We start from the raw sequence: 24,789 nt of genomic DNA on the forward strand, positions 1-24,789 counted from the left end.
ACAGGTACCGGTTGGTGCGCCGCCGGGCCGGCGCACCAACCGGTACGCCTGCATCACCGACATCCCACCACGCCGGTACGACACCCGGAAACCGGCCGCCGTCCCGCCCGTCACCAGCTCACCCGCATGCGGCGTGCACCGTTGCCGGGCTACGCCCTCACGTCCGGCCCCCGGCGTCCACGCCACTTCGGCGAGGTGGCGGCATCAAACTCCTAGATCAACACCACCACGGGGAAACGGCCACATCACACCGGCCCCGACACCACCAGCTCCCCGTACTGGTGTCGATCACGCACGGGCGGCCGACCGGGCGTGCGGGGTCAGGTCAGGCGGGTGTCGATCAGGTCCAGGGCGGCGGGGACGCTGTCGGCGACCATCAGCAGGTCCAGCGCGGCCGGCTTGAGGAACCGCTGCTCGCCGAGCCCGCGGATCCAGTCGAGCAGCGGCCGGTAGAAGCCGTCCACGTCGACGATCACCATCGGCTTGGCGTGCAGGGCCAGGGTGGCGGTGGTCCAGACCTCGAACAGCTCGTCGAGCGTGCCGAGGCCACCGGGCAGCGCGACGAACGCGTCGGACTTCTCGTCCATCAGCGTCTTGCGGCTGGCCAGGCTGTCGGTGACCAGCAGCTCGTCGGAGTCCAGGTCGGCGACCTCCAGGTCGACCAGGGACTGCGGGATGACGCCGACGGTGCGACCGCCGGCCGCCCGCGCGCCCTGCACCACGGCGCCCATCATCCCGACGCAGCCGCCGCCGCTGACCAGCGTGTGGCCGCGCCGGGCCAGTTCCTCACCGGTCTCGGTGGCGAGCGCCAGCCAGCGGGCGTCGAGGGTACGGGAGGACGCGCAGAAGACACAGACGTTGGCCACGGGTCAGCTCCGTCCCGCCGGGCCCTCGGGGGCGGCCTCGGCGGCGGCGCGCTGGTCGGCGGCCACCCGGGCGACCGCCTCCTCGCGGACCGCCTCCTGCTCGGCGGAGAGCACCGCCTCGGCCTCCACGATGTGCCGGACCGCCTCGTTGACGTCGTCGGTGAGGCGGATCAGGTCGAGGTCGGACGGGCCGATCTTGCCCTCGGCGGCCATGGTGCCGCGCAGCCAGTCGAGCAGCCCGCGCCAGTAGTCGGTGCCCATGAGCACGACCGGGAAGCGGGTCACCTTGCCGGTCTGCACCAGCGTGAGCGCCTCGAACAGCTCGTCCAGGGTGCCGAAGCCGCCGGGCAGCACCACGAACGCCTGGGCGTACTTGACGAACATCGTCTTGCGGGCGAAGAAGTAGCGGAAGTCGATGGCCAGGTCGACCCAGTCGTTGAGGCCCTGCTCGAACGGCAGCTCGATGCCGAGCCCGACGGAGAGGCCGCCGGCCTCACCGGCGCCCCGGTTGGCGGCCTCCATCACGCCGGGACCGCCGCCGGTGATCACCGCGTACCCGGCCCGGGCGAGTGCGCCGCCCAGTTCCTCGGCCATCCGGCACTCCGGGCTGTCCGGCTTGCTGCGGGCGGAGCCGAAGACGCTCACCGCCGGGGGCAGGTCGGCGAGGGTGTCGAACCCCTCGACGAACTCGGAGAGGATCCGCAGCGCGCGCCAGGCGTCCTTGGTCTTCCAGTCGCTGCGGCCCCGGGAGTCGAGCAGCCGCTGATCAGCCGTACTCGTCGGAATCGCCCGGTTGCGCAGAGTCACCGCGCCGCGGTGCCGTTCTCCCCGGTTCCGCTCCTCCCGCTGGCCGTCCCCGGCCGACATTCCCCTGCTCTCGCCCATGGGGTCACCGTAGTAGAGCGGCTCCGGCCCGGCGCGCAGGCCCGGGAGCCGGAGAAATCTTTGGGATCCGGGCAACTAATTCGGTCGCACGTACGTCTTACTATTCACATACCCGGTATACCCCGGGCGACGCGCCTTCGGGGGAGGAGCCAGCGTTGATCAGTAACAGCGAGATGATCCGGATCCGCCGTCAGATGCAGCGGCGGATCCGTGACGTGGTGGCCGAGCGCCGCCGCGCCCGGATGATGGAGAGCCACCGGTCCGACCTGACCGGCGAGACCGGCGAGGCGGAAGCACCCCTGACGACGACCGTCTGACGATCACGGGGCCCGCGAGGCGGGCGCGGGCCCCGTGATCGCAGCGCGTCAGGCCGGGGCCAGCCAGCGGTGCAGCGTCGCCGCGCCGTCCCGGATCTTGGTCAGTTCGACGTGCTCGTCCTTGTGGTGCGCCAGGTTCGGGTCGCCGGGGCCGAAGTTCAGCGCCGGGATGCCCATGGCGGCGAACCGCGCCACGTCCGTCCAGCCCAGCTTGCCGATCGGCGCGGCGCCGACCGCCGCCAGGAACTCCTGCGCCGCCGGGCTCTCCAGTCCGGGCGGCGCACCGGCCGCCGCGTCGGTGACCTCCAGGTCGAAGCCGGCGAAGACCTCGCGCAGGTGCGCCTCGGCGCCCGCCGGGTCGCGGTCCGGGGCGTACCGGTAGTTGATCTCGATCTCGCAGCGGTCCGGGATGACGTTGCCGGCCACCCCGCCGGTGATCCGCACCGCGTTGAGGCCCTCGCGGTAGTCGCAGCCCTCGATCGTCACCCGGCGGGCCTCGTACGCGGTCAGCCGCCGCAGCACCTCGCTCGCGCCGTGGATGGCGTTCACCCCGTGCCAGGAACGCGCCGCGTGGGCCCGCTCCCCGTGCGTGGTGACCACCGCCCGCATGGTGCCCTGGCACCCCGCCTCGACGATCCCGTACGTCGGCTCCAGCAGCACCGCGAAGTCGGCCTCCAGCCACTCGGGGTGGCTCTGCGCGACGAGGGTGAGGCCGTTGTACTTCGACTCGATCTCCTCGGCCTCGTAGAAGAAGTACGTGACGTCGTAGCGCGGGTCGGGCAGCGTCACCGCCAGGTGCAGCGCGAACGCGACCCCGGACTTCATGTCGGAGGTGCCGCAGCCGTACATCAGGTCGCCGCGCATGGTCGAGGGGAAGTTGCCGTTGAGCGGGACGGTGTCCAGGTGGCCGGCGAGCACCACGCGCTGCGCCCGGCCCAGGTCGGTACGGGCCATGACGGTGTTCGAGTGCCGGTAGGTGGTCAGGTGCGGCACACCGCGCAGCACCTCCTCGACGCAGTCGGCGATCGCCTTCTCGTTGAGGGACACCGACTCGATGTCGACCAGGGCGCGGGTGAGCGCCACCGGATCGGCCAGGACCTCGGGGGTCAACGGGTTCTGCATGTCTCGCACGGTACCGTCATCCTCGGTGGGCGCGAGGGACACGTGCCGCGCCCCCGGCCGCGAGCAGCGGCGGACGCCGCCGCCGGAGCAGAGAGGTGACACAGTGACGTCCGCACCATCCGCCTGGGGCATCGGCCTGGCCACCGTCACCGCACAGGACCAGGTGCTCGACACCTGGTACCCGACCGGCAAGCTGGGTCTGGGCGAGCTGCCGCTGGTGCCCGGCGAGGACCGCGCCGACGTGCTCGACCTGCCTCCGGGCGCGATCGGCGAGCGGGCGCTGCCCGGGTTGCGCACGGTCGAGGTGACCACTGTGATCGGCTCGCTGGACGACCCGATCAAGGACGCCGCCGACGCGTACCTGCGGTTGCACCTGCTCTCCCACCGCCTGGTGCGGCCCAACGAGCTGAACCTCGACGGCATCTTCGGCAAGCTGGCGAACGTGGCCTGGACGTCGGCCGGGCCGTGCCCGCCGGAGCGGGTGGACGAGCTGCGCGTCATCGAGCGGGCGGCCGGCCGCCACCTGGCCGTCTACGGGGTGGACAAGTTCCCCCGGATGACCGACTACGTGGTGCCGTCCGGGGTGCGGATCGCCGACGCGGACCGGGTCCGGCTCGGCGCGCACCTGGCCGCCGGCACCACCGTGATGCACGAGGGCTTCTGCAACTTCAACGCCGGCACGTTGGGCACCTCGATGGTCGAGGGCCGCATCGTGCAGGGCGTGGTGGTCGGCGACGGCTCCGACGTCGGCGCGGGCGCCTCGATCATGGGCACGCTCTCCGGCGGCGGCACCGACAAGGTGCGCATCGGCGAGCGCAGCCTGGTCGGCGCGAACGCGGGCATCGGCATCTCGCTCGGCGACGACTGCGTGGTGGAGGCCGGCTGCTACGTCACCGCCGGTTCCAAGGTCACGCTGCCGGACGGCCGGGTGGTCAAGGCCCGCGAGCTGTCCGGCGTCGACGGGCTGCTGTTCTGGCGCAACTCGGTGACCGGCGCGCTGGAGGCGAAGCCCCGCACCGGCCAGGGCATCACGCTCAACGCCGCGCTGCACGCCAACGACTGAGCCGTACCCCCGTCCGGGTCCGCGACGGCGACCGCCACGCGGACCCGGACGGCCGGCTCACCGCAGGCGGTACGCCTGGATGATCCGCTGGGTCACGGTGTTGCCGGCGTCGTCACGGGCGGTGGCCCGCAGTGACGCGTACCCCGGCCCGGCCGGGTGCCGGACGGTGGCCGTCCACGCCCCGCCCTGCTTCTTCAGCGCCGCCTTGCGCCAGGTCTTCCCGCCGTCGTACGAGACGTCGACGGTGAGCGCCACGACCCGGCCGGACGGCGCGCCGGGCTGGCGCTGCACCGTCACCGGCACGGTGAACGTCCGGCCCGCCGGGGCGGAGCTGTCCACCGCCAGCGGCGGGGTGAACCGGACCGCCATGGCGGGGAGCCGGGCCGGCACGTCACCCGGAACCCACTTGGATCGGAACGTCCAGCTCGCCGAGACCTCGGTGCTCAGGTCGGTGAAGCCGCGCGTCGCACTGGTCTCCAACCGGTAGTTCGCCGTTCCCGGCGGCAGCGTGAACTCGCCGTACCCCGGGTAGGGCGACTCGGCGAGCAGCTTGCCGTTGCGGTAGAGCCGCGTCTGCTCGGTGTCGTTCAACGAACCGCCCGGATGCCCGGCCGCGTCGCTGTGCACCGGCAGCGAGACCACGAGCGTGTCGCCGGTACGGGTGATGCCCTGCTCCGGCCACCGCGGCTGCGGGAACGACGGGCCGAACGGGGCCTTGTTCCACTCGTCGCGGTAGGTGTGACCGGCCCGGTAACGGGTCGGCCCGGACTCCAGCACGGCCCGCGGCTGCAACCAGCCGTCCTCGTCTCGCTCACCGAAGGCCAGTTCGGCGCTCCAGCGGGTCCGGTTGGTGCTGAGGTGGTCGATCCGCTTGCCGGGCACCTGGACGGGCAGGATGACCGCCGAGCCGCCCATGTTGTAGTCGGGCTCCGGGTACACGACCAGTTCGTTGTCCATCCCGGTGTATCCGGCGGCGAACCGGTTGGCGACGGTGGCCAGGTCGGCGTTCCGGTAGTGCCGGACGAAGCCGGTCGGGAAGCGGCCCGGGAACAGCTCGTTCAGTCCGTAGAAGTACGGGCTGCGCTCGGGCGCGGTCGGCTCGGCCCACTGGCTGGCGAGCGAGCCGACGAACACCTTGTCGGAGACGCTACGGCCGACCTGGGCCGAGTAGAGGCCCTCGAACTTGTCGGTCCAGAGCCCGAAGCTGGCGTAGTAGTCGTCGAATCCCCAGGCCGCTGTGAAGTCGATCAGCAGCGGCGCCGCGCCGCGCTGCGGCACCGTGGTGCGCACCGGCTTCGCCCGCCGGGCGTCCAGCACGAGCCGCTGGTTCCCGGTCACCACCAGTTCCGGCTGGGCGAGGAAGGAGACCTCCGACCAGCCCTGGTCGCCGTCCACGATGATCAGGCTCTGCACGCCGTACCGGCCCTTGGGCACCCGGAGCCGGGCCTCGCCGTCGGCGTCGTACACGTCGCGGTAGCTGCCGTCGTCGAGCCCGAGCAGGCTCGTGTAGTAGCCGTCGGTCAGGGCGCCGGAGCGGTCGCGGTGCGTGACGGTCAGGTCGTAGCTCTCCACCTCGCGGTCGACCGCGAGCGGGGTCACCGCCACGGCGTCGCCGGTGCGGGCGAGCAGGCGGCCCGTCCAGTAGCCGTCGGCGCCGCCGAGCCGGGTGTCCACCACGACCGTCACCTGGGCGGTGCCGCCCGCGGGGACGGTGAGCCGGGAGGTGCTGAGCGTGAGCATGCCGGCCGGTGCGGCCCGCCCGCCCGGCCCGGTGAACTCGGTGCTGAGATCCAGCGTGAGCGGGGCGTTCCCGCCGTTGCGGTAGGTGACGTTCCGGCTGATCGGCTGGTCGTCGGTGTGCGGCCAGGTCGCCACGCCGAACGAGACGGACGCCGGTTCGCTCGTCACCTGCTGGGTGATCGCACGGGCGAGGTCGACCCGGCCCGCGCCCTGCTGGAACGCGGTCTGCTCCGGGTGCGGCTTCGCCGAGGCCATCAGCGTCGCCTTGTAGCGGCCGGGCGTCCAGCCGGGGTGCTGCTGGGCGAGCAGCGCGACCGCGCCGGCCACGTGCGGGGTGGCCATCGACGTGCCGGACAGCGAGGCGTACCGGTCCCCCACCGGGTCGCCGATCTGGCCGTTCGCGGCCCGTGCGGCCACGATCTCCACGCCGGGCGCGGTGATGTCGGGCTTGATCGCCCCGTCACCGACCCGGGGACCGCGGCTGGAGAAGTCGGCGAGCGCGTCGTCCCGGTCCACCGCGCCGACCGCGAGCGCGGCGTCGGCGGTGGCCGGCGAGCCGACCGAGCCGTCGGCGCCGTCGTTGCCGGCCGCGATCACGAAGAGCGTCCCGTGCTGCTCGGTGAGCGTCCCGACCGCCTCCTCCAGCGGGTCCACCTCCGGCGAGTCGCCGCCGCTGAGGCTCATGTTGACCACCGTGGCGTGCTGCTCGGCCGCGGCCCACTGCATGCCGGCCAGGATGGCCGACTCGGTGCAGCCGTAGACCTCGCAGACCTTCCCGGACAGCAGCGTGGCGTCCGGCGCCACGCCCCGGTACTTCCCGCCCGAGGCGGCGCCGCTGCCGGCGATGGTGGAGGCCACGTGCGTGCCGTGCCCGACGATGTCGTCCGGGTCCGCCTCCTCGGTGAAGTTGCGCGACTCGGCGACCTTGCCGGCCAGGTCCGGGTGGGTGAGGTCGACGCCGGTGTCGAGCACCGCCACCCGCACGCCCTTCCCGGTCCAGCCGGCCGCCCAGGCGGTCGGCGCGCCGATCTGCGGCACGCTGTGGTCGAGCGTCACCCGCCGCCGGCCGTCGAGCCAGATCCGGTCGACACCCCCCGCCGCGTCGAGCCGGGCGCCGGAGCGGTCCGCGCTCACCGCCTTCCAGAGCGCGGCGGTGTCGCCCTTGTCGGCGACGACGGCCGCGCCGTCGATCGCCGGCAGGTCGCGGATCACCCGGGCGCCGGCGAGCGGGGCCGCCGTCCGCCGGGCCACCCCCGGCCGGTACGACACGAGCAGCGGTACGGTGCCGCGGCGCGCGTCGTCGTAGCCGGCCTCGATCAGTCCGGTCACGTCGAACAGCCGCCGGTCGAGCTTGCCCGCGCGGATCAGCGGGAGCGCGTCCTGTGGCAGCACGGTGAGCCGGTCGCGCTCCCGCCCGACCACGAACTGGATGCCGGCGCGGCCAGCGCCGGGGCGTACCGCGGCACGGCCGCCGGGGGCGACGCTGACCCGGTCGCCGGTGATCAGGGTGACGGTGACCGGGTGGGCGCCGGGCTGGGCGGACGGCCCGGTACGGGCGGACGGGCCGGTCGGCGCCGTGGGCGCGGCGGCCAGCGCGGGCACCGGCAGGCCGAGCGCCAGCGCCAGGCCGAGGCCGAGCGCCGTCAGCTTTCTGCGGTTCCGGAGCAACCTTCCTCCTTCGTCGGACGTTTCATCGATGAGAGACACATCGACGCGGGTATAAGAATTGCATACCGGGTATGCAACGGGAAGTCGCCGATCCGACGGAACCACCACCCCGTTCCCGGCCCGGCCGGGACGATCGAGCGATGACCTCCATGAAGGACCGGATGCTGGCCGGCGAGCAGTACATCGCCGACGACCCCGCGATCATCGCCGACCTGGAGCGCGCGGCCCGGCTCGGCGAACGCTTCAACCGCAGCTCCGCCGACGACCCGCCGGGCCGCCTCGCCGCCCTGCGCGAACTGCTCGGCTCACTCGGCGAGGACGCCTGGGTCCGGCCGCCGCTGTACTGCGACTACGGACACCGGACGCACATCGGCCCGCGCACCTTCGTCAACTTCAACGCGGTCTTCCTCGACGTCGCCCGCATCACCATCGGCGCGGACGTCCAGATCGGACCGAACGTGCAGCTGCTCACCGCCACCCACCCGGTGGAGCCGGAGGCGCGCCGAGCGAAGTGGGAGTCGGCCCAGCCGATCACCATCAGTGACAACGTCTGGCTCGGCGGGGGCGTGATCGTGCTGGCCGGCGTGACCATCGGCGAGAACACGGTGGTCGGCGCCGGTGCGGTGGTCACGCGTGACCTGCCGGCCAACGTGGTGGCGGTGGGTAACCCCGCTCGCCCGATCAGGAGCCTCACTCAACCGTCCTGAGCTGCGGGAACAACCGTTCCAGCGGATGCGAATTCCCGACCCGTCGCGCACTCTGGGTAGTAGGGCGTTTACCGGGAGGCACGATGGAACGGGTCCTCGAACTGCGGGTGCACGGGGTCTCCAACACCCCGCCGGATCAGCTACTCGGCCTGACCGCCGGCGTCATCGGTGACGGTGCGCAACCAACGCTGGTCGCCGGTGGTCAGGTGACCGGCTTCTACCGGTCGAGCACCGCGGGCCGGGACGACCCGATCACGGTCGAGGCGTACAGCTGGGGGCAGTTGACCTCCGGCGCGCGGACCCGGCGGGACGTGGAACGGGCGCTGTGGACGCTGATGCTCCCTTTCGCGCTGGCGAACGTCGCGCTGCACGCCCGCGCCGGCATCCCGCCCGACCCGGACCAGGAACGCTGGGCCAGCCGGTCCGGCATCACCGCCTGGCTCATCCGCCTGTTCTGCCTGAGCCTGACCTGCACGCTCGTTCTCACCCTGACCGGCGTCGGAGTGGATCTGATCGGCTGGCAGTGCGTGGAGGCGGACTGCCTCGGCCGGCTCCCCGGCCCGTGGGAGTTCCTCGGCGACTCCTGGTGGCGCGCGGACACCCGGGCACTCGCGCTCGGGCTGCTGCTGCCACTGCTCGTGCTGGCCGCGATCGGGCTCGTCGCCTTCCGCACCTACCAGTACGAGGCGCAGATGCCCGCCGACCCGCACCACCACGCACCGGCCCGGGAGGGCGGGGAGCCGGTCGAGCGACCGGACCCGCGTGAGCCCCCGCAGAACCCGCTCCAGGACCCGACGTTCTGGAACGGGGAGGGGCAACTGCGCCGGGCCGCCGTGCTGCACCTGTGCACCGGGGCGGTCAGCGCCGCCGCCGTACCGGTCGTCGCGGTGCTGATCATGGACCCGCCGCGCGGTGTGCGGGCCGCCGTCGCCTGGCCCACCGTGGCGCTGCTCGCCGCCGTGGTGGTGATCGCCGTGGTGGCGGTCGCCCGGCCGTGGTTGAGCCGGCGCCAGGGCGCCACCCCGCTCGGCCGGTGGAGCGCGGCGGTCGCGACGCTCACCGCGCTCGGACTGATCGGCTCGTTCGTCCTGCTGCTGCTCCCCGACGGGGCGGCCGGGCAGCCGCTGTCGACGTACCGGCCGCCGGACGGGTGCGCCACGCAGCCGGACACCGCCGGCTGTCACGCCTACCGGTCCCTGCCCGGGTACGACACCGCGATCGCCTGGCTCATCGCGTACCAGGTGCTGTTGCTGCTCGCCATCGCCGCGGCGAACCGCTCCGGCCGCCGGGCGCTGGCCGGACCCGGCGCCGGGATGCTGCTGCTGCCGCTCGGTGCGGCCTGGATCGAACGCGGCCTGCCCGCGCTGCCCGCCGCGCCGGACGAACTGCATACCTGGATGCTCGTCGGCCCGGCCGTCGCGCTGGCCACCGCCGGACTGTTCCTGCCCCGCCTGCGGCCGGCGGTGCCGACCCAGCCGCTCGGCGCGTACACCGATCTGGCCTGGCGGGGCTGCGCCCCGGCGGTCATCGCCGGGTTCGGCTGGATGATGGCGGTGGCCTACTGCGCCGGGCTGCTCTACTGGGTCAGCGACCGGCTCGACGCGTCCGCCGAACCGAGCGGCCCGAGCCGCGTCGTGCCGCCGCTGGCCGTCTTCTGGGCCGGGCTGGCCTGCGCGATCGGCCTGGCCGCGCTGATCGGGCTGCTGATCCGGGCCGTCGTCCTGCTGCACCGCCTGCGCCGGGTCGAGTACGCCCGGCTGGCCGACACACCCGGCCTGTCCGCGCACGACCTGCGGCGCTGCCGCGACGTCAGCACCTACCGGGCGCTGCACCGGCTGGTCGGCGAACACGCAGTACGGCTGCTGGGCTGCTACGCCGCGTTCTGCGCGATCCTGGTCACCCTCTGCTGCGCCGCCGCGCTGTCCGGCGAACGGCCCAGCCCGCTGTCCCCGTCCGGCTGGCAGACCGCCATCCACTGGACCGCCGAGCGCGGCGACACGGTCCTCGGCTGGCTGCCGGTGGTGATGGCGGCGCTCGGGCTGCTCGTCTACCGGACCGACTCGGTCCGCCGCTCGGTCGGCGTGATCTGGGACGTGTGCACGTTCTGGCCCCGGGCCGCGCATCCGCTCGCGCCGCCCAGCTACGCCGAACGCGCCGTACCGGAACTCCAGACCCGGGTGGCGGGGCTGCTGGCGCTGCCGCCGCACCACGGCGACCGGATGGACGGCGTCATCCTCTCCGGGCACAGCCAGGGCACCGTCATCTGCGCCGCGGTGCTGCTGCAACTGCCCCGCCGGTGGCGGCTGCGGACCTGGTTCTTCTCCTACGGCTGCCAGCTCACCCGGCTCTACGGGCGGATCTTCCCGTCCTACTTCGGGCCGGAACGGCTGCGGGCCCTGGCCGGCGCGCTCACCTGGCCCGGCGGACACGTGGCCTGGACGAACTTCTGGCGGGACACCGACCCGCTGGGCTGGCAGGTCAGCGCCGGTCAGCGGGACGTGCCGGTGGCCGACCCGGAGGCGCTGCACCCGTCCGGCGGCGAGGTGGCCGACCCGCCCATCCGCAGCCACAGCGGCTACCCGGAGGCGGTGGAGTTCACCCGGGAGCGGGCGGTGGTGGCCCGGCTGCTGCGCCGTACCGTGCCGTCACCCCGGCAGCGGACCGGCTGACCCGGCCCCGGCGTCACGCCTGCGGCGGGTCGGCCAGGCGTACCACCAGGTCGGCGTGCCCGGCCGTGCCGGCGACCCGCCGCGCGTTCTCCTCGTCGCTGCCCAACGCCCAGGCGCGGGCCTGCTCCGGCGACTTCCCGTACGCCTCGTGCCGCGCGGTGAGCCGGCGCAGCCGCAGCTCCGCGTCCAGGTCGAGGAACCAGATCTGGTGTACGAGCGTGCGCACCTCCTCCCACGGGTCGTCCCGCAGCAGCAGGTAGTTGCCCTCGGTGACCACCAGGCGCACCTCGGGCGGCACCTCGATCGCCGCGGCGACCGGTTCCTCCAGGTCGCGGCGGAACTCCGGCACCCACACCGACGTCGGTTCCAGCCGGCGCAACCGGCGCAGCGTGGAGACGAAGCCGTTGACGTCGAACGTGTCCGGTGCGCCCTTGCGGTCGGCCCGGCCGAGCCGCGCCAGCGCCGACCCGGCCAGGTGGAAGCCGTCCATCGGGACCAGCCGGGCGACCGGGCCGAGCGCGGCCACGATCCGTTCCGCCAGCGTGGACTTGCCCGCCCCGGGCGCCCCGGCGATGCCGAGCAGCTGGCGCGGACCGTCCTCGGCCAGCGCGCGGGCCCGGGCGACCAGCTCGCCGAGCGGGAGCGTCTCCGCCGCCGGCATCAGCCCAGCACCGGCTCGCTGATGGTGAACCGCGCCTCGACCGCCGCGTGCACCGGCTGCGGGGCCGGGTCCAGCTCCAGCTCCGGTTGCTCGCCGGAGCGCGCGTACGCCGCCTTGACCATCATCGGCGGGCCGGCGCTCATCCCGGTGTCGGACAGCTCCCGCAACGCGATCACCCGGGCGCCGAGCGCCTCGGCGTACTCCCGGGCCCGGACCAGCGCGTCGGCGATCGCCGCCTGCCGCGCCTCGCGGTAGGCCGGACTGTCCGGCCGCAGCGACCACACCGGCCCGGCCACCCCGACCTGCTCCTGGTCGGCCAGGCGGAGCATCAGGTCACCGAGCACCGTGAAGTCGGTGGTCGTCACGGTGGTGCTCACGCTGCCCTGGTAGGCCACCACCCGGTCGCCGGAGCGCTTCGTCACCGGCCACACGTGGACCTGGCCGGTCTCCCGGCGCTCCACCGCCGGCTCGGCCGCGTCGAGCAGCGCCCGCACCGCGGCGGCCCGTTCGGCCAGCCGGGTCAGCGTGGTCTCCCGGTCCCGGTCCCGCGCCGTCGCCGTCACGGTGAACCGGGCCAGCTCGGGAGCCACCTCCCGGTACGCCTCACCGCGTACCGCCACGACCGGTGCGTCCGCCATGCCGCTCAGCCTAACGGCGGTGTGGCCGGCAGGTGCCCCATGTAGCTGACCGCGCCGGCCGCCTCCCGGACCTCGCTCAGGTGGCCGCCCGCCGCGCCCAGCTCCCGCAGGTACGCCAGCTCGCCCGCGTGGTCGGCGGCGGCCGGGAACTCCCGCCGGTGCGCGGTGAACGTACGGGCCCGCAGCGTGGAGCGGACGTCCCGTCCCTCGGCGAACCGGTCGGCCAGCGCGCCGGCGTCGCCACCGCGCAGCGCCTCGGTCAGCTCGTCCAGGAACGCGCCGAGCGCGTCCAGCTCGGCGAGCACACGGTCCCGGTTGCCGAGCAGCATGTTCGCGGTCCGCTCGGGCGGCCCGCCGGCGACCCGGGTGCCGTCGGAGAAGCTACCGGCGGCGAGCGTCAGCACCGCGTCCCGCAGCGCCGACCGGTGCACGGTGCCGGCCAGCGCGCCGGCCAGCACGTGCGGTACGTGCGAGGCGAGCGCGGCGGCGCCGTCGTGCTCCGGGGCGGACATGGGCACCACCCGGGCGTGGAAGACGTCCACCAGCAGCACCGCCAGCCGCCGGAACGCATCCAGGCCGGTCGGCCCCGGGCAGAGCACCCAGGCGGCGCCGTCGAGCAGATCCGGGCTGGCCGCGCCCGCTCCGGCCCGGTCCGCACCAGCCATCGGATGGCCCGGCACGAAGCGGTGCCCGAGCCCCTGGACGGTGGCCGCGGTGCTCACCTCGGCCTTGACGCTGCCCACGTCGGTGAGCACGCAGCCGTCGTCGGTCACGGCGGCGACCCGGGCCAGCGTCGTCGGCAGCGTGGGCAGCGGGCCGCACAGGAACACCACGTCCCGCCCGGTGACCGCCTCCTCGACCGTGTCGGGCGCGTCGACGCCCCGGTCGCGTACCTGCCGGCGGGCGGCCGGATCCGGATCCCAGCCGGCGACGTCGAGCCCGGCGTCGCGCAGCCGCAGCAGCACCGAACCGCCGATCAGTCCGGTGCCGACCACCGCCGCCCGCGCCAGCCCGCCCGCCACGTCAGAACCCGGCGAGCCGCCCGGCCACCGCGTCCACGTGCTCGTCGGACTCGGTGAGCGCCACCCGGACGTGCCGGGCGCCGGCCGGGCCGTAGAAGACACCGGCGGCCACCAGGATGCCCCGGCGGGCGAGCCGGTCCACCGTCTCCCAGCAGTCCTCGTCCCGGGTGAGCCACAGGTAGAGCCCGGCCTCCGAGTGCTCGACTGTGAAGCCGGCGCCGGTGAACGCCGCGCGCAGCTTCTCCCGCCGGACGCGGTAGCGCTCCCGCTGGGCGTCGGCGTGCTCCTGGTCGCCGAGCGCGGCCACCATGGCGGCCTGCACCGGGGCCGGCACGATCATGCCCGCGTGCTTGCGGATCTTGAGCAGCTCGGCCACCAGCGCCGGGTCACCGGCGACGAACCCGGCCCGGTAGCCGGCCAGGTTGGAGCGCTTGGACAGCGAGTGCACCGCCAGCACGCCGTCGTACGAGCCGCCGCACACCTGCGGCGAAAGCACCGAGACGGGCTCGGCGTCCCAGCCCAGTGGCAGGTAGCACTCGTCGCTGGCGACCACCGCTCCGCGCTCGCGCGCCCACTCGACCACCTTGCGCAGGTGGGCGGCGGGCAGCACGCGGCCGGTCGGGTTGCCCGGCGAGTTGACCCAGACCAGGCGGACCCGGGGATCCGGGCCCAGCGCGGTCAGCGAGTCGGTGCGTACCGTCGTCGCACCGGCGAGGCGGGCCCCGTCCTCGTACGTCGGGTAGGCGACCGACGGCACCACGACCACGTCACCGGGGCCGAGCCCGAGCAGCGTCGGCAGCCAGGCCACCAGCTCCTTGGAGCCGATCGTCGGCAGCACGCCCAGGCCGTCGACGCCCGCGCCGCAGGCCCGCGCGACCCAGGCCGCGATCGCGTTCCGCAGGGCCGGAGTACCGGCGGTGAGCGGGTAGCCCGGCGCGTCGGACGCATCGGCCAGGGCCTGCCGGATCAGGTCTGGCACCGGGTCGACCGGCGTGCCCATCGACAGGTTGATGAGACCGTCCGGGTGCGCCGCGGCCGTGGCGGCCGCGGCGTCCAGGGTGTCCCAGGTGAAGTCGGGCAGCCGTGCCGAGACCGGCGTACGCCGGTTCAGTGGCCCTCGCCGCGCGGCGGCTGCGCGGCGACGAAGGTGGCGTCCTTCTCCACCTTGCCGATCTTCGAGGCGCCACCGGGCGAGCCCAGGTCCTCGAAGAACTCGTAGTTGGCCCCGGTGTAGTCCTTCCACTGCTCCGGGACGTCGTCCTCGTAGAAGATCGCTTCCACCGGGCAGACCGGCTCACAGGCACCACAGTCGACGCACTCGTCGGGGTGGATGTAGAGCATCCGGTTGCCCTCGTAGATGCAGTCGACCGGGCACTCCTCGATGCATGCCTTGTCGAGCACATCCACGCACGGCTCGGCGATGATGTAGGTCACCGGTCTTCTCCTCCGCAAGACTCGTCGCGATCAACCGCAACGGTAAGAGCCTAGTATCTCGCCGGGGAGGGGGTCGATCGTGCTCCGACAGCAGGACGTGGGACACCGGATCGTGGTCCGCCGGATTGTGGGGATTCGCGAGGGCCGCACGCTGTTCTCCGACGCGCTCGGCGAGCTCGTGGAGCTGAGCGAGACCCACATCACGCTCTCCACCGACGCCGGGCCGCTGCGCGTACCGGTGGCCGAGGTGCACCGGGCCAAGCGGGTGCCGCCGGCCCGCCGGCCCACCGCCGCCGCCGTGGTCGCGCTGGAGCTGGCCGCCGACGAGGCGTGGCCCGCACCGGTACGCGGACGGCTCGGCGACTGGCGGCTGCGCTGGGCCGACGGCTGGACCGGGCGGGCGAACAGCGCGCTGCCGGTGGGCGACCCGGACCGCCCGCTGCCCGCCGCGCTGGACGCGGTGCAGCGCTGGTACGCCGAGCGCGGCGGGCCCGCGCTGGTGAACACCCCGCTGCCGCTGGCCGCGCCGGTCGGCGCGGAGCTGGACGCGCGCGGCTGGACGTCCCGGCCCCCGGTGCTGGTGCAGACCGTCCCGCTGCGCACCCTGACGGCGTCGCCGGCCGCACCCCTGTCGGCCACCGCGCCGCCGGCCGCCGACGTGCCGCCGGTGGGGCTCGCGGACGCGCCCGCCGACGACTGGCTGGCGATCGCCGCCGGCCGCAAGGGCGGGCTGCCGGACGCCGCCCGGCAGGTGCTCACCGGGACGCCCCGGGTCCGCTTCGCCGAGCTGCGCGAAGACGGCCGGCTGCTCGCGGTCGGGCGGGGCACCGTGACCGGCGGGGGTCGCTGGCTCGGCGTCAGCCTGCTGGAGACGGTGCCGCAGGCACGCCGCCGAGGGCTCGCCGCCGCTGTCGTACGCGCGCTGGCCGGCTGGGGCGCCGCCGAGGGCGCCTCCCACGCGTTCCTCCAGGTGGAACAGAGCAACACCGGCGCCGTGGCGCTCTACCGGGGGCTCGGCTTCACCACCCACCACACCTACCTGACCCGGGTCGCCCCGGCGGGCTGAGCGGCGCTCCGGTCAGCGCCGGACGATCCTGCGAGGGCGGGTGCGCTTCATCTCGGCGTACCGCTTGAGCTGGCGGGACCGGTAGTCCCGGCCCAGCGCGGTCAGGATCAGGTAGCCGACCAGCACGCCCGCCGCGGTGGCCGCGAGATAGAGCCAGATCTGGGCGAAGAAGAGGCCCGCACCGCCGCCGAACGGGTTCTCCCCGACCAGCAGCGGGCCGACGAACACGGTGAGCGCCAGCGCGACCGCGACGGCGGCGGCCAGGTCGCCGGCCCAGCGGCCCAGCGGCCGGTCGGCGCCCCACCGGAACGCGGTGCCGGCCAGGATCAGCCCGATGACCAGGAACATGGCGAGCGAGACGCGGCCGGAGGCGGTGTCGTCGTCCGGGAACGCGAATCTGATGACCAGCCGGGCCACCACGTTCACGCCGAACAACGCGGCCGCCAGCACGCCTACCGCACGCCACCGCTGAGTCATCGCACGCCTCCCGCCGTACCGCCCGCTCCCTCGGCGGGCCTCTTGGCAGGAATGTCTACCACCGCGAGCTGTGCGGCGTCAGCACCTCACCGTGCGTCCGGTGGTGTCACCAGGTGCCGGAAGCCCAGTACCGCGAACGTGACCGCGCCGGCCACGATCAACGCGAGGCCGAGCACGTTGTCACCGGCGAGCGCCAGGTCGCCCTCGACGGTCCGGAAACCCCCCACCACGATCACCAGGAACCACGGCAGCGCGCCGAGCGCCACCGCCCAGCGCGTACCCGTCGACCGGTGGGCGAACCGGCCCAGCAGCACCGTCGTGGCCACCACGGCGACGACGCCGGCGGCCACCAGGCCGACCCCGAGAAGGGCCCGCAGCCCGCCGGAGCGGCCCTGCACCGTCTCCCAGGCCCAGGTCGCGAAGATCAGGTCGAGCAGCGCCAGCAGGACGCCGGCCCAGACCGTGACGACGCCGCCGGCCACCCGCAGCGCGCGGTCGAGCACCCGCTCCGCCGGGCTCGGCGTCGCGGGCGTCGGCGGCTGCTCGGGAAGGGTCGACACGGGTACGGCCGGCAGCGTCACCGGAGACCGGCCGCCGCGACCGGGGACCGCTGCGTGCCGTCCAGGGCGATCCCGGCGAAGAGGTCGTCCTCCCAGCCGTACGGGCCGGCGCCCGGGCCCTTCTCGCCGACCGCGAGCGTGAAGTACTCCACGCCCATGAACTCGCCACCGAAGTTGCCGGCGATCGAGTAGAGCCAGGAGTTGGCCGGGATCTGGGTGGCGTGGGCGCGCATCGCCGCCTCCTTGGCGGCGTGCTGGTCGGTGCCGTCGATCCGGGCGGCGATCTCCGCGTCCGGCGTGCCGAACGGCAGCTCGTCGGCGCTCTCGATGCCGGCGAAGGGGTTGTCCGAGGACTCGGTGAACGTCTCCAGGCCCGCGTCGAGCACGCTGCGCGGCATGGCCGTCCAGTAGACCTTCGCCGGGGCGATCCCCTCGGCCGCGGCCAGCTCCACCGCCCGCATCGCCACCCGGTGCGCCTGGATGTGGTCGGGGTGGCCGTAGAAGCCGTCCGGGTCGTACGTGACGAGCACCTGCGGGCGGACCTCGCGGATGACCTCCACCAGGTAACCGGCGGCGACGTCCAGGTCGGCCTGCCAGAACGCCCGCGGGTGCTCGTTGGTGGTCAGGCCCATCATCCCGGAGTCCCGGTAGCGGCCCGCGCCGCCGAGGAACCGGTGGTCGGTGACGCCGAGCGCGGCGCACGCCGCGGCCAGCTCGCCGATCCGGTAGCCGCCGAGCTGGTCCGCCTCGGCCGCGCAGAGCTGGGCCAGGGCCGGGACGTGGATCTCGCCCTCCTCGCCCAGCGTGCAGGTCACGAGCGTGACGTGGGCGCCGGTGGCGGCGTAGTGCGCCATCGTCGCGCCGGTGCCGATCGACTCGTCGTCGGGATGCGCGTGGACCAGCAGGAGGCGTCGGTCGGGCAGGGTCGTCACGCCCGTCACTCTAACCGGCGGTCCTGCCCGCTCGACGGTGATGCGTCCGCGCAGGTCGGCCACATCACCCCCGGCGCCCGCCTACTCTGCAGGCGTGGACTTTCCCGAGCTGGCCGCCCGTACCCGTCGGTTCAGCCACGGGGCGCCGCGCGCCGTCGCCGTCGCGGGCGACGGTGCCCGGGTGATCTTCCTGCGTTCCGCGGGACCGGAGGACCCGGCCGACGCGCTCTGGCTGCTCGACGTCGACAGCGGCGAGGAACGACTGGTCGCGGACCCGGCGGTGCTGCTGGGGGGCACCGACGCCGAGCCGGCCCGTCTCGCTCCCGGTGAGCGGGCGCTGCGCGAGCGGCTGCGGCTCAGCTCCGGCGGCATCGGCTCGTACGCGCTGGACTCGGCCGGCCGGGTCGCCGCGTTCGCGCTGGCCGGGCGGCTGTTCCGGGCCGACCTGGTGCACGGCGACGTGGTCGAGGTGGCGGCCGTCGGGCCGGTCATCGACCCGCGGCCCGACCCGGCCGGTGAGCGGCTGGCGTACGTCACCGACGCCGCCGAGGGGGTGCGCCGGGGCCAGTTGCGGGTGGTGGAGCCGGACGGTACGGACAACCTGCTCGCCGGCGAGGACAGCGGCGTCACCTGGGGGCTGGCCGAGCACATCGCGGCCGAGGAGTTCCACCGCTACCGGGGCTACTGGTGGGCGCCGGACGGCCGTAGCGTGCTGGCCGCCCGGGTCGACGAGTCCCGCCTGGAACGCTGGTACCTGCACGACCCGGCCGACCCGGCGAGCCCGCCGACATCGCTCGCGTACCCCGTGGCGGGCGGGCCGAACGCGGAGGTCAGCCTGCACCTGCTCGACCTCGACGGCGGCTGGGTCGACGTGCACTGGGACCGGGAGACCTATCCGTACCTGAGTTCGGTGGACTGGACCGAGGGCGGCCCGCTGATCACAGTGCTGCGCCGCTCGCAGCAGCACGGCCTGGTACTCGCGGTGGACCCGCGCACCGGGGAGACGCAGGTGCACGCCGAGCTGGCCGATCCGCGCTGGGTGGAGCCGATCCCCGGCACCCCGGCGCACCTGCCCGACGGGCGGGTGCTGGTCGGTGGCGAGCTGGCCCACGACGGGTACGACGCGCGCTGCCTGTTCGCCGACGGCACGCTGCTCACCCCACCCTCGCTGTACGTGCGGCGGGTGGTCGGGCGGCTGCCGAACGGCCCGAACGCGGCGGCGGACCTGCTGGTGGAGGCGAGCGAGGGCGAGCCGAGCCAGCGGCACCTCTACCGGGTGCGGACCACCATCGGCGGCGGCATGGACGCCCGCCGGATGGGCAGCGACCCGGGCTGGCACACGGCCTCGATCGGCGGGTCCACACTGGCGGTCGGCATCGCGTCGCTGGAGCACGCCGGGGTCCGCTGGCGGGTGTGGCACGGCGACCGCGAGGTGGGTGAGCTGCGCTCGTTCGCCGCCACCTGCTCGTACGCGCCGCGGCCGACGATGGTCCGGGTGACCGACCGGCGGCTGCCCAGCGCGGTGCTCTACCCGGCCGAGCACGTCAAGGGCACCCGGCTGCCGGTGCTGCTGGACATCTACGGCGGGCCCGGCCACCAGGAGGTGGTGGCGGCCCGCAGCGTCTGGCTGGAACGGCAGTGGTGGGCCGAGCAGGGCTTCGCGGTGGTCACCATCGACAACCGGGGCACCCCGGGCATCGCGCCGTCGTTCGAGAAGGCGATCCACCGCCGGGTCGCGGACGTGATCCTGACCGACCAGGTGGACGCGCTCACGGCGCTCGCCGACAAGCACCCGGATCTGGATCTGGAGCGGGTGGCGGTGCGCGGCTGGTCGTTCGGCGGCTGGCTGGCCGGGCTGGCGGTGCTGCGCCACCCGGAGCTGTTCAAGTGCGCGATCGTGGGCGCGCCGGTCACCGACTGGGCGCTGTACGACACCGCGTACAGCGAGCGCTACCTCGGCATGCCGGACGACGGGATGGACGTCTACGCCCACCACTCGCTGGTCGAGCTGGCGGCCGAGCCGCTCGGCGACCCGGCGCAGGCCCGGCCGATGCTGCTGGTGCACGGCCTGGCCGACGACAACGTGCTCGCCGCGCACACGCTGCGGCTGTCGGCGGCGCTGCTGGCGACCGGCCGCCCGCACGCGGTGCTGCCGCTGACCGGCGCGAGTCACCTGGCCGCCGGCGGGGTGTCGGAGCGCCTGCTCCGGCTGGAGCTGGACTTCCTGCGCCGCTACCTGTGAGGAAGGGCCCCTCGACGAGGGGCCCTTCCGTCAACCACAGGTGTGGCTACTGCTTGACGTACGCGTTCACGAAGCTGGGCCAGCCGAAGATGCTGCCGATGAAGAGGCCGCCGGCCTTCTCACCGTGGGCCACGGAGACCACCTCGTTGTAGAGCGGCACCGCGGGCGCCGACTCCTTCATCAGCTTCTCGTCCAGCTTGCTCCACTCGTCGGCCTGCTTGGCCGGGTCGAGGGCGAGCACCCGGTCGAACTCGGCGTTGATCGCCTCGCTGTTGAGCTGGGAGGTGTTGCTGTTGCCCTCGGCCTTGAGGCCGCGACCGTCGAAGAGCACCGGCAGGACGGAGGCGCCGCTGGGCCAGTCGGCCGCCCACGAGTCGACCCAGATGTCCCACGGGTTGTCCTTCTTCTTCACGAAGTCGAGGTAGCCGTCGGCGGGGATCGGCTTGACCGTGACCGTGAAGCCGGCCTTCTCCAGCGCGTTCTTGACCTGGGTGGCGGTCTCCTGCTGCCAGGTCTCGTCCCCGGTGCCGAGCACCAGGTTGACCGACTTGCCGCCCAGCGCCTCCTTCGCCTTCGCCGGGTCGCCGCTCTCACCGGCCGGGTACGCGTCGAACTTCTTGTACCCGAGCGTGGTCGGGGGCAGCAGCGTGGTCAGCGGCATGGCGCCGTACGGGCCGCCGAGGTTCTTGGTGATGCTGCTGCGGTCGATCGCGTAGTTGATCGCCTGCCGCACGGACAGGTCGGTGACGCGGGCGGTGTTGATGCTCAGCCGGAACACGTTCGGCGTCGCGGCGACGATCATCCGCGCCTTCAGCGCCGGGTCACCGGTGATCTTCGCGAGCAGTTCGGACGGCACGCCGCCGCTGGCCACCGCCGCCGCGTCGTTGCCGGTGCCGGCGAGGACCCGGTTGGTCTGGGTGTTCTGGTCCGCGCCGAGGGTCCAGACGAACTTGTCCGGGTACGCGTGCCGCACGGCGTCGGTGGCCGGGTCCCAGTTCGGGTTGCGCTCCAGCACCATCTCCACACCGGGCTGGATCTTGGTGAACCGGTACGGCCCGGACGAGAACGGCATGTTGTCCAGGTTGACGCCGGTGTCCTTGTCCGGCGGCAGCGGCGCGGTGGCCGGGAGCGACACCGCGAACGGCAGGTCGCAGCGGGGCTTGTTGAACTCGAAGCGCAGCGTGCGCGGGTCCGGCGTGGTCAGGCCCGGAGGCAGCGAGGTCTTGTTCTTCTTGAAGTCCCACTTGGTGTCGTACTGCGGGGTGTCGGCCAGCCACTCCTGCAGGTAGGTGGGGCCGCCGGTCAGGTCCGGGTCGAACGAGCGGGCGATGCCGTACGCGATCTCCTTGGAGGTGATCGGGCGGCCGTCCTCGAACTTGACGCCCTCCTTGATCGTGAACTCCCAGACCTTGCAGTCGTTGTTCACGTTCTTGCCGGGCGTCTCGGCCAGGTCGCCGACCAGGGTGACGTTGCCCTTGCCGTCGTCCTTGAAGGTGGTGAGGAAGCGGGCGTAGAGCTGGCTGCCCATCAGGCCGGCGAACGAGTAGACCCGCTGCGGGTCCAGGTGGGAGATCTTGCTCTCCCGCAGGATGTAGAAGGTCCCGCCCTTGGCCGCGCCCGGCACCTCGGCCGCGGGGCCGAGCGAGTCCTTCGGGTCGGTCGCGATGGCGCCGCTGCGGGGCTTGTTCGTGTCCACGCTGTCGCCGCTGTCGCCGGTGTTCTTGCTGCACGCACTGAGGGCGACCACCAGTGCCATCGCGCCGCCCATGGCGGTGGCGAGTCTTGCTCGCATACTCAACTCCTCGGGTCCGATGAAGGAAAGCTTCGCCTAGCTTTCACTCGCGGTAAATTTCGAGCAGATAACGGGGGCACAACGATCGACCACCGGCGACGCCGAGGTCAGCCGAGACGCACCCGGGGATCGATGAACGCGTAGAGCAGATCGACGATGATGTTCGCCACCACCACGAACAACGCCGACACCAGGACCGTGGCCATGATGGTCGGCAGGTCGCCCTGGCGCACCGCCTCCACCGCCGTACGCCCCAGCCCCTGAATGCCGAACGTCGTCTCGGTGATGACAGTGCCGCCCAGCGCCGCGCCGACGTCGATACCGGCGATCGTCACGATCGGCGTGATCGCCGCGCGCAGCGCGTGCCGTCCGTACACCTTGCGTTTCGCCACGCCCTTGGCCCGCGCGGTCCGGACGAAGTCCTCGGAGAGCGTCTCCAGCATCTGCGCCCGGGACAGCCGGGCGTAGATCGCGGAGAAGAGCAACGCGAGCGTCACCCACGCCAGCACCAGGCCGCGCGCCCACTCCACCGGGTTCTCCAGGAACGGCACGTACCGGGGTGTCGGCAGGATCTTCAGCGTGTACACGAAGATCAGCAGCAGCACGGCGCCGACGAAGTAGAGCTGCAGCGACGCGAACGTGAGCGTCAACCCGATCGAGATGCGGTCGAGCAGCGACCCCCGCCGTAGTGCGGAGATCATCCCGAGTCCCACCCCGAGCGCCAGCCAGAGCACCGCCGCCGGAAGCACGATGTTCAGCGTCACCGGCAGCACCCGGGCGAACGTGTCGGTCACCGACTCGCTGTTCACGTAGGAGTAGCCGAGACAGGGTGCCTCGCACTTGCCGCCCTGCGCGCTGCCCAGGTCGCGGCCGACGAAGATGCCCTTCATGTAGTTGACGTACTGCGTCGGCTTCGGGTCGTTGAGCCCCAGCTCCGTACGCACCCGCTCCAGCCGCTCGGCGTTGCAGTTCTTCGGGCACATGCCGGTCACCGGGTCGCGGGGCAGCGCGAAGAACATGAGGAAGCTGACGATGCTCACCGCCAGCAGCACCGAGACGGCGAGCAGCAGCCGCTTCAGCAGGAACCGCACCATGTCGTCGAACCCCTTACCGTGACGACTTCGGGTCGAGCGCGTCGCGCAGCGCGTCGCCGAAGAGGTTGAACGCCAGCACGAGCGCGAAGATGGTGATGCCGGGGAAGAAGACGTACGCCGGGTCGGTCTGCAGGTAGTCGATGCTCCGGTAGATCATCCGGCCGAAGCTCGGCACCGACTCGGGCAGGCCGACGCCGAGGAAGGACAGCGCCGCCTCCCCCGTGACGTACGACGGCACGGCGAGCGAGAACGCCACCAGGATCGGGGCCCAGATGTTCGGCAGCAACTGCCGGAACAGCATGTGCCCGAGCCCGGCGCCGCTGGCCCGCGCCGCCTCCACGAACTCCCGCTCGCGCAGCGAGACCACCTGCCCGCGGACGAGCCGGGCCGTGCCGGTCCAGCCGAACGCGGCGAAGACCACGATCAGCGTGGTCACCGCGAACCACGTCGGCACCGCGTCCCGGGGGCCGTAGAAGCGCAGCGAGAACGTCGGCACCACGGCCAGCGCGAAGATGAGGAACGGCAACGCCAGCGCGACGTCGGTGATCCAGCTGATCACCGAGTCGACCACCCCGCCCAGGAAGCCGGCGACGATCCCGAGCACCACGCCGATCGTCGTGGTGACGAGCGCGGCGCCGAGCGCGATCAGCAGCGACGTCCGGATGCCGTAGATCATCCGGATGAAGATGTCCCGGCCCAGGCCCGGTTCCAGCCCGAACCAGTGGTCGCCGCTGACGCCGCCCACGTAGCCCAGCGGCATGCCGGTGGCGTCCAGCAGCTCACCGAACTGCTGGTTCGGCGACACGCCGTAGAGCCGCTGGATCAGCGGCGCGGCCACCGCCACCAGGATGAACAGGGCCAGCACGATGCCGCTGACCATGGCGGTGCGGTCGCGCCGCAGCCGGGCCCAGACGAGCTGGCCGGGTGAGCGGCCGACGAGCCGCTTCTTCTCGTCCGGCTCCTGCCCGGGGGACTCGATCTCGGCGAGCGCGACACCCTCGACCGGCGACAGGCTCATTTCGACACCTCCACGGGTTCGCCGGTCGGCACGCCGACCGGTCCGCTCTCCGGGTAGTGGCAGGCGGTGAGCTGCCCGCCGCCGTCCCGCGTGACCAGCGCCGGTTCCTCGGTGGCGCAGTGGTCGGTGGCTTTCCAGCAGCGGGTGCGGAAGCGGCAGCCCGACGGTGGGTTGAGTGGGGTGGGCACGTCGCCGGTGAGGCGGATGCGTCCGGCGGGTCCGAGCGCGGTGACGTCAGGGATCGCGGACAGCAGCGCCCGGGTGTACGGGTGCTGCGGGCGGGTGTAGATGGTGTCGCGGTCACCGATCTCGACGATCTTGCCCAGGTACATGACGGCCACGCGGTGGCAGAAGTGCCGCACCACGGCCAGGTCGTGGGCGATGAACACGAACGCCAGGTCGAGGTCGCGTTGCAGGTCGCGCAGCAGGTTGATGACCTGCGCCTGGATCGACACGTCCAGCGCCGAGACCGGTTCGTCGGCGACGATGAGTTTCGGTTTCAGCGCGAGGGCGCGGGCGATGCCGATGCGCTGGCGTTGCCCGCCGGAGAACTCGTGCGGATACCTGTTGTAGTGCTCCGGGTTCAACCCGACGAGTTCGAGGAGTTCCTGCACCCGTTTCTTCACCCCGCCCGGCGGGGTGATCCGGTTGACCTGCAACGGCATCGCCACGATCCGCCCGACCGTGTGGCGGGGGTTCAACGACGCGTACGGGTCCTGGAAGATGATCTGCAGGTCCTGCCGCAGCGCCCGCAACTCACGACGCCCACCATGGGTGATGTCCCGCCCCGCGAACTCGATCGACCCGGCGGTGGGT

At 73.3% G+C, this 24,789-nt stretch carries 22 protein-coding genes; 6 read left to right on the plus strand and 16 right to left on the minus strand.

Annotated features, from left to right (window positions below):
- Positions 1 to 320: 320 nt before the first annotated feature.
- Both EAD96_RS05400 and EAD96_RS05405 read right to left on the minus strand, forming a co-directional pair.
- A complete protein-coding gene (locus tag EAD96_RS05400; protein WP_120573237.1) occupies positions 321 to 866 on the minus strand; it encodes a TIGR00730 family Rossman fold protein in 546 nt (181 codons plus the stop codon).
- A 3-nt stretch (positions 867 to 869) separates the two neighbouring features.
- Positions 870 to 1,751: a TIGR00730 family Rossman fold protein gene (locus EAD96_RS05405; RefSeq protein WP_120573236.1), complete on the minus strand. Its 882-nt coding sequence runs from the start codon at positions 1,749 to 1,751 to the stop codon at positions 870 to 872.
- A 155-nt stretch (positions 1,752 to 1,906) separates the two neighbouring features.
- On the opposite strand from EAD96_RS05405, the gene EAD96_RS31140 reads away from it, so the two are divergent.
- Complete coding sequence (locus tag EAD96_RS31140; protein WP_162959305.1) at positions 1,907 to 2,068, plus strand: hypothetical protein; 162 nt, start codon at positions 1,907 to 1,909, stop codon at positions 2,066 to 2,068.
- Between the two features lie 48 nt (positions 2,069 to 2,116).
- Here EAD96_RS31140 and dapE read toward each other — a convergent pair whose 3' ends face one another.
- Positions 2,117 to 3,190, minus strand: a complete 1,074-nt coding sequence (gene dapE / locus EAD96_RS05410) for a succinyl-diaminopimelate desuccinylase (RefSeq protein ID WP_121683490.1) — start codon at positions 3,188 to 3,190, stop codon at positions 2,117 to 2,119.
- 103 nt (positions 3,191 to 3,293) lie between these two features.
- On the opposite strand from dapE, the gene dapD reads away from it, so the two are divergent.
- Complete coding sequence (gene dapD / locus EAD96_RS05415) at positions 3,294 to 4,253, plus strand: 2,3,4,5-tetrahydropyridine-2,6-dicarboxylate N-succinyltransferase (RefSeq protein WP_120573234.1); 960 nt, start codon at positions 3,294 to 3,296, stop codon at positions 4,251 to 4,253.
- 57 nt (positions 4,254 to 4,310) lie between these two features.
- Here the strand turns inward: dapD and EAD96_RS05420 are convergent, their stop codons facing one another.
- The gene (locus EAD96_RS05420; protein WP_121683491.1) at positions 4,311 to 7,661 is read right to left on the minus strand and encodes a S8 family serine peptidase; all 3,351 of its coding nucleotides are present in this window, start codon (positions 7,659 to 7,661) and stop codon (positions 4,311 to 4,313) included.
- A gap of 140 nt (positions 7,662 to 7,801) precedes the next feature.
- Here EAD96_RS05420 and EAD96_RS05425 point away from each other — a divergent pair, with 140 nt between their 5' ends.
- Positions 7,802 to 8,368 carry a sugar O-acetyltransferase gene (locus EAD96_RS05425; RefSeq protein WP_121683492.1) on the plus strand — a complete coding sequence of 189 codons (567 nt, stop codon included), beginning with the start codon at positions 7,802 to 7,804 and terminating at the stop codon, positions 8,366 to 8,368.
- 83 nt (positions 8,369 to 8,451) lie between these two features.
- Positions 8,452 to 11,037, plus strand: coding sequence for a hypothetical protein (locus EAD96_RS05430; protein WP_121683493.1), 2,586 nt, complete (start codon positions 8,452 to 8,454; stop codon positions 11,035 to 11,037).
- Positions 11,038 to 11,050: 13 nt separating this feature from the next.
- On the opposite strand, the gene EAD96_RS05435 is transcribed toward EAD96_RS05430, so the two are convergent.
- The 5 genes from EAD96_RS05435 to fdxA are packed head-to-tail and all read right to left on the minus strand — an operon-like array spanning position 11,051 to position 14,792.
- Positions 11,051 to 11,698, minus strand: a complete 648-nt coding sequence (locus EAD96_RS05435) for a nucleoside/nucleotide kinase family protein (RefSeq protein ID WP_121683494.1) — start codon at positions 11,696 to 11,698, stop codon at positions 11,051 to 11,053.
- Positions 11,698 to 12,336, minus strand: coding sequence for an SIMPL domain-containing protein (locus tag EAD96_RS05440; protein WP_121683495.1), 639 nt, complete (start codon positions 12,334 to 12,336; stop codon positions 11,698 to 11,700). The genes EAD96_RS05435 and EAD96_RS05440 overlap by 1 nt, the downstream gene beginning before the upstream one ends.
- A gap of 5 nt (positions 12,337 to 12,341) precedes the next feature.
- Complete coding sequence (locus EAD96_RS05445; protein ID WP_121683496.1) at positions 12,342 to 13,358, minus strand: prephenate dehydrogenase/arogenate dehydrogenase family protein; 1,017 nt, start codon at positions 13,356 to 13,358, stop codon at positions 12,342 to 12,344.
- 1 nt (position 13,359) lies between these two features.
- Positions 13,360 to 14,469 (minus strand): succinyldiaminopimelate transaminase, encoded by a 1,110-nt coding sequence (gene dapC / locus EAD96_RS05450; RefSeq protein WP_121683501.1) that lies wholly within the window; start codon positions 14,467 to 14,469, stop codon positions 13,360 to 13,362.
- Positions 14,466 to 14,792 carry a ferredoxin gene (gene fdxA / locus EAD96_RS05455; protein WP_007464872.1) on the minus strand — a complete coding sequence of 109 codons (327 nt, stop codon included), beginning with the start codon at positions 14,790 to 14,792 and terminating at the stop codon, positions 14,466 to 14,468. Before fdxA ends, dapC begins: the two co-directional genes overlap by 4 nt.
- Positions 14,793 to 14,871: 79 nt before the next feature.
- Here fdxA and EAD96_RS05460 point away from each other — a divergent pair, with 79 nt between their 5' ends.
- Positions 14,872 to 15,858 (plus strand): GNAT family N-acetyltransferase, encoded by a 987-nt coding sequence (locus EAD96_RS05460; RefSeq protein WP_121683497.1) that lies wholly within the window; start codon positions 14,872 to 14,874, stop codon positions 15,856 to 15,858.
- A gap of 12 nt (positions 15,859 to 15,870) precedes the next feature.
- Here EAD96_RS05460 and EAD96_RS05465 read toward each other — a convergent pair whose 3' ends face one another.
- The 3 genes from EAD96_RS05465 to mshB all read right to left on the minus strand — a co-directional run bounded on the left by EAD96_RS05465 (position 15,871) and on the right by mshB (position 17,836).
- Positions 15,871 to 16,335, minus strand: coding sequence for a hypothetical protein (locus EAD96_RS05465; RefSeq protein WP_120573226.1), 465 nt, complete (start codon positions 16,333 to 16,335; stop codon positions 15,871 to 15,873).
- An 86-nt stretch (positions 16,336 to 16,421) separates the two neighbouring features.
- Positions 16,422 to 16,916 (minus strand): hypothetical protein, encoded by a 495-nt coding sequence (locus EAD96_RS05470; RefSeq protein WP_121683498.1) that lies wholly within the window; start codon positions 16,914 to 16,916, stop codon positions 16,422 to 16,424.
- Positions 16,913 to 17,836, minus strand: a complete 924-nt coding sequence (mshB, locus tag EAD96_RS05475; RefSeq protein ID WP_199733075.1) for an N-acetyl-1-D-myo-inositol-2-amino-2-deoxy-alpha-D-glucopyranoside deacetylase — start codon at positions 17,834 to 17,836, stop codon at positions 16,913 to 16,915. Before mshB ends, EAD96_RS05470 begins: the two co-directional genes overlap by 4 nt.
- An 85-nt stretch (positions 17,837 to 17,921) precedes the next feature.
- Here mshB and EAD96_RS05480 point away from each other — a divergent pair, with 85 nt between their 5' ends.
- Positions 17,922 to 20,069 carry a prolyl oligopeptidase family serine peptidase gene (locus EAD96_RS05480; protein WP_121683500.1) on the plus strand — a complete coding sequence of 716 codons (2,148 nt, stop codon included), beginning with the start codon at positions 17,922 to 17,924 and terminating at the stop codon, positions 20,067 to 20,069.
- A 46-nt stretch (positions 20,070 to 20,115) separates the two neighbouring features.
- On the opposite strand, the gene EAD96_RS05485 is transcribed toward EAD96_RS05480, so the two are convergent.
- The 4 genes from EAD96_RS05485 to EAD96_RS05500 form a co-directional block, all read right to left on the minus strand.
- Positions 20,116 to 21,861 carry an ABC transporter substrate-binding protein gene (locus tag EAD96_RS05485; protein ID WP_120573222.1) on the minus strand — a complete coding sequence of 582 codons (1,746 nt, stop codon included), beginning with the start codon at positions 21,859 to 21,861 and terminating at the stop codon, positions 20,116 to 20,118.
- 107 nt (positions 21,862 to 21,968) lie between these two features.
- Positions 21,969 to 22,955, minus strand: coding sequence for an ABC transporter permease (locus EAD96_RS05490; RefSeq protein WP_120573221.1), 987 nt, complete (start codon positions 22,953 to 22,955; stop codon positions 21,969 to 21,971).
- A gap of 13 nt (positions 22,956 to 22,968) precedes the next feature.
- On the minus strand, positions 22,969 to 23,973 hold the full coding sequence (locus EAD96_RS05495; RefSeq protein WP_073828805.1) for an ABC transporter permease: 1,005 nt from the start codon (positions 23,971 to 23,973) through the stop codon (positions 22,969 to 22,971).
- Positions 23,970 to 24,789: ABC transporter ATP-binding protein (locus EAD96_RS05500; protein ID WP_121683502.1), on the minus strand; the 820-nt coding region annotated here is incomplete at its 5' end. The genes EAD96_RS05495 and EAD96_RS05500, both read right to left, overlap by 4 nt.

This window comes from Micromonospora sp. BL1 (assembly GCF_003667485.1).
In the GTDB taxonomy this organism is placed as follows: Bacteria; Actinomycetota; Actinomycetes; order Mycobacteriales; family Micromonosporaceae; genus Micromonospora; species Micromonospora tulbaghiae.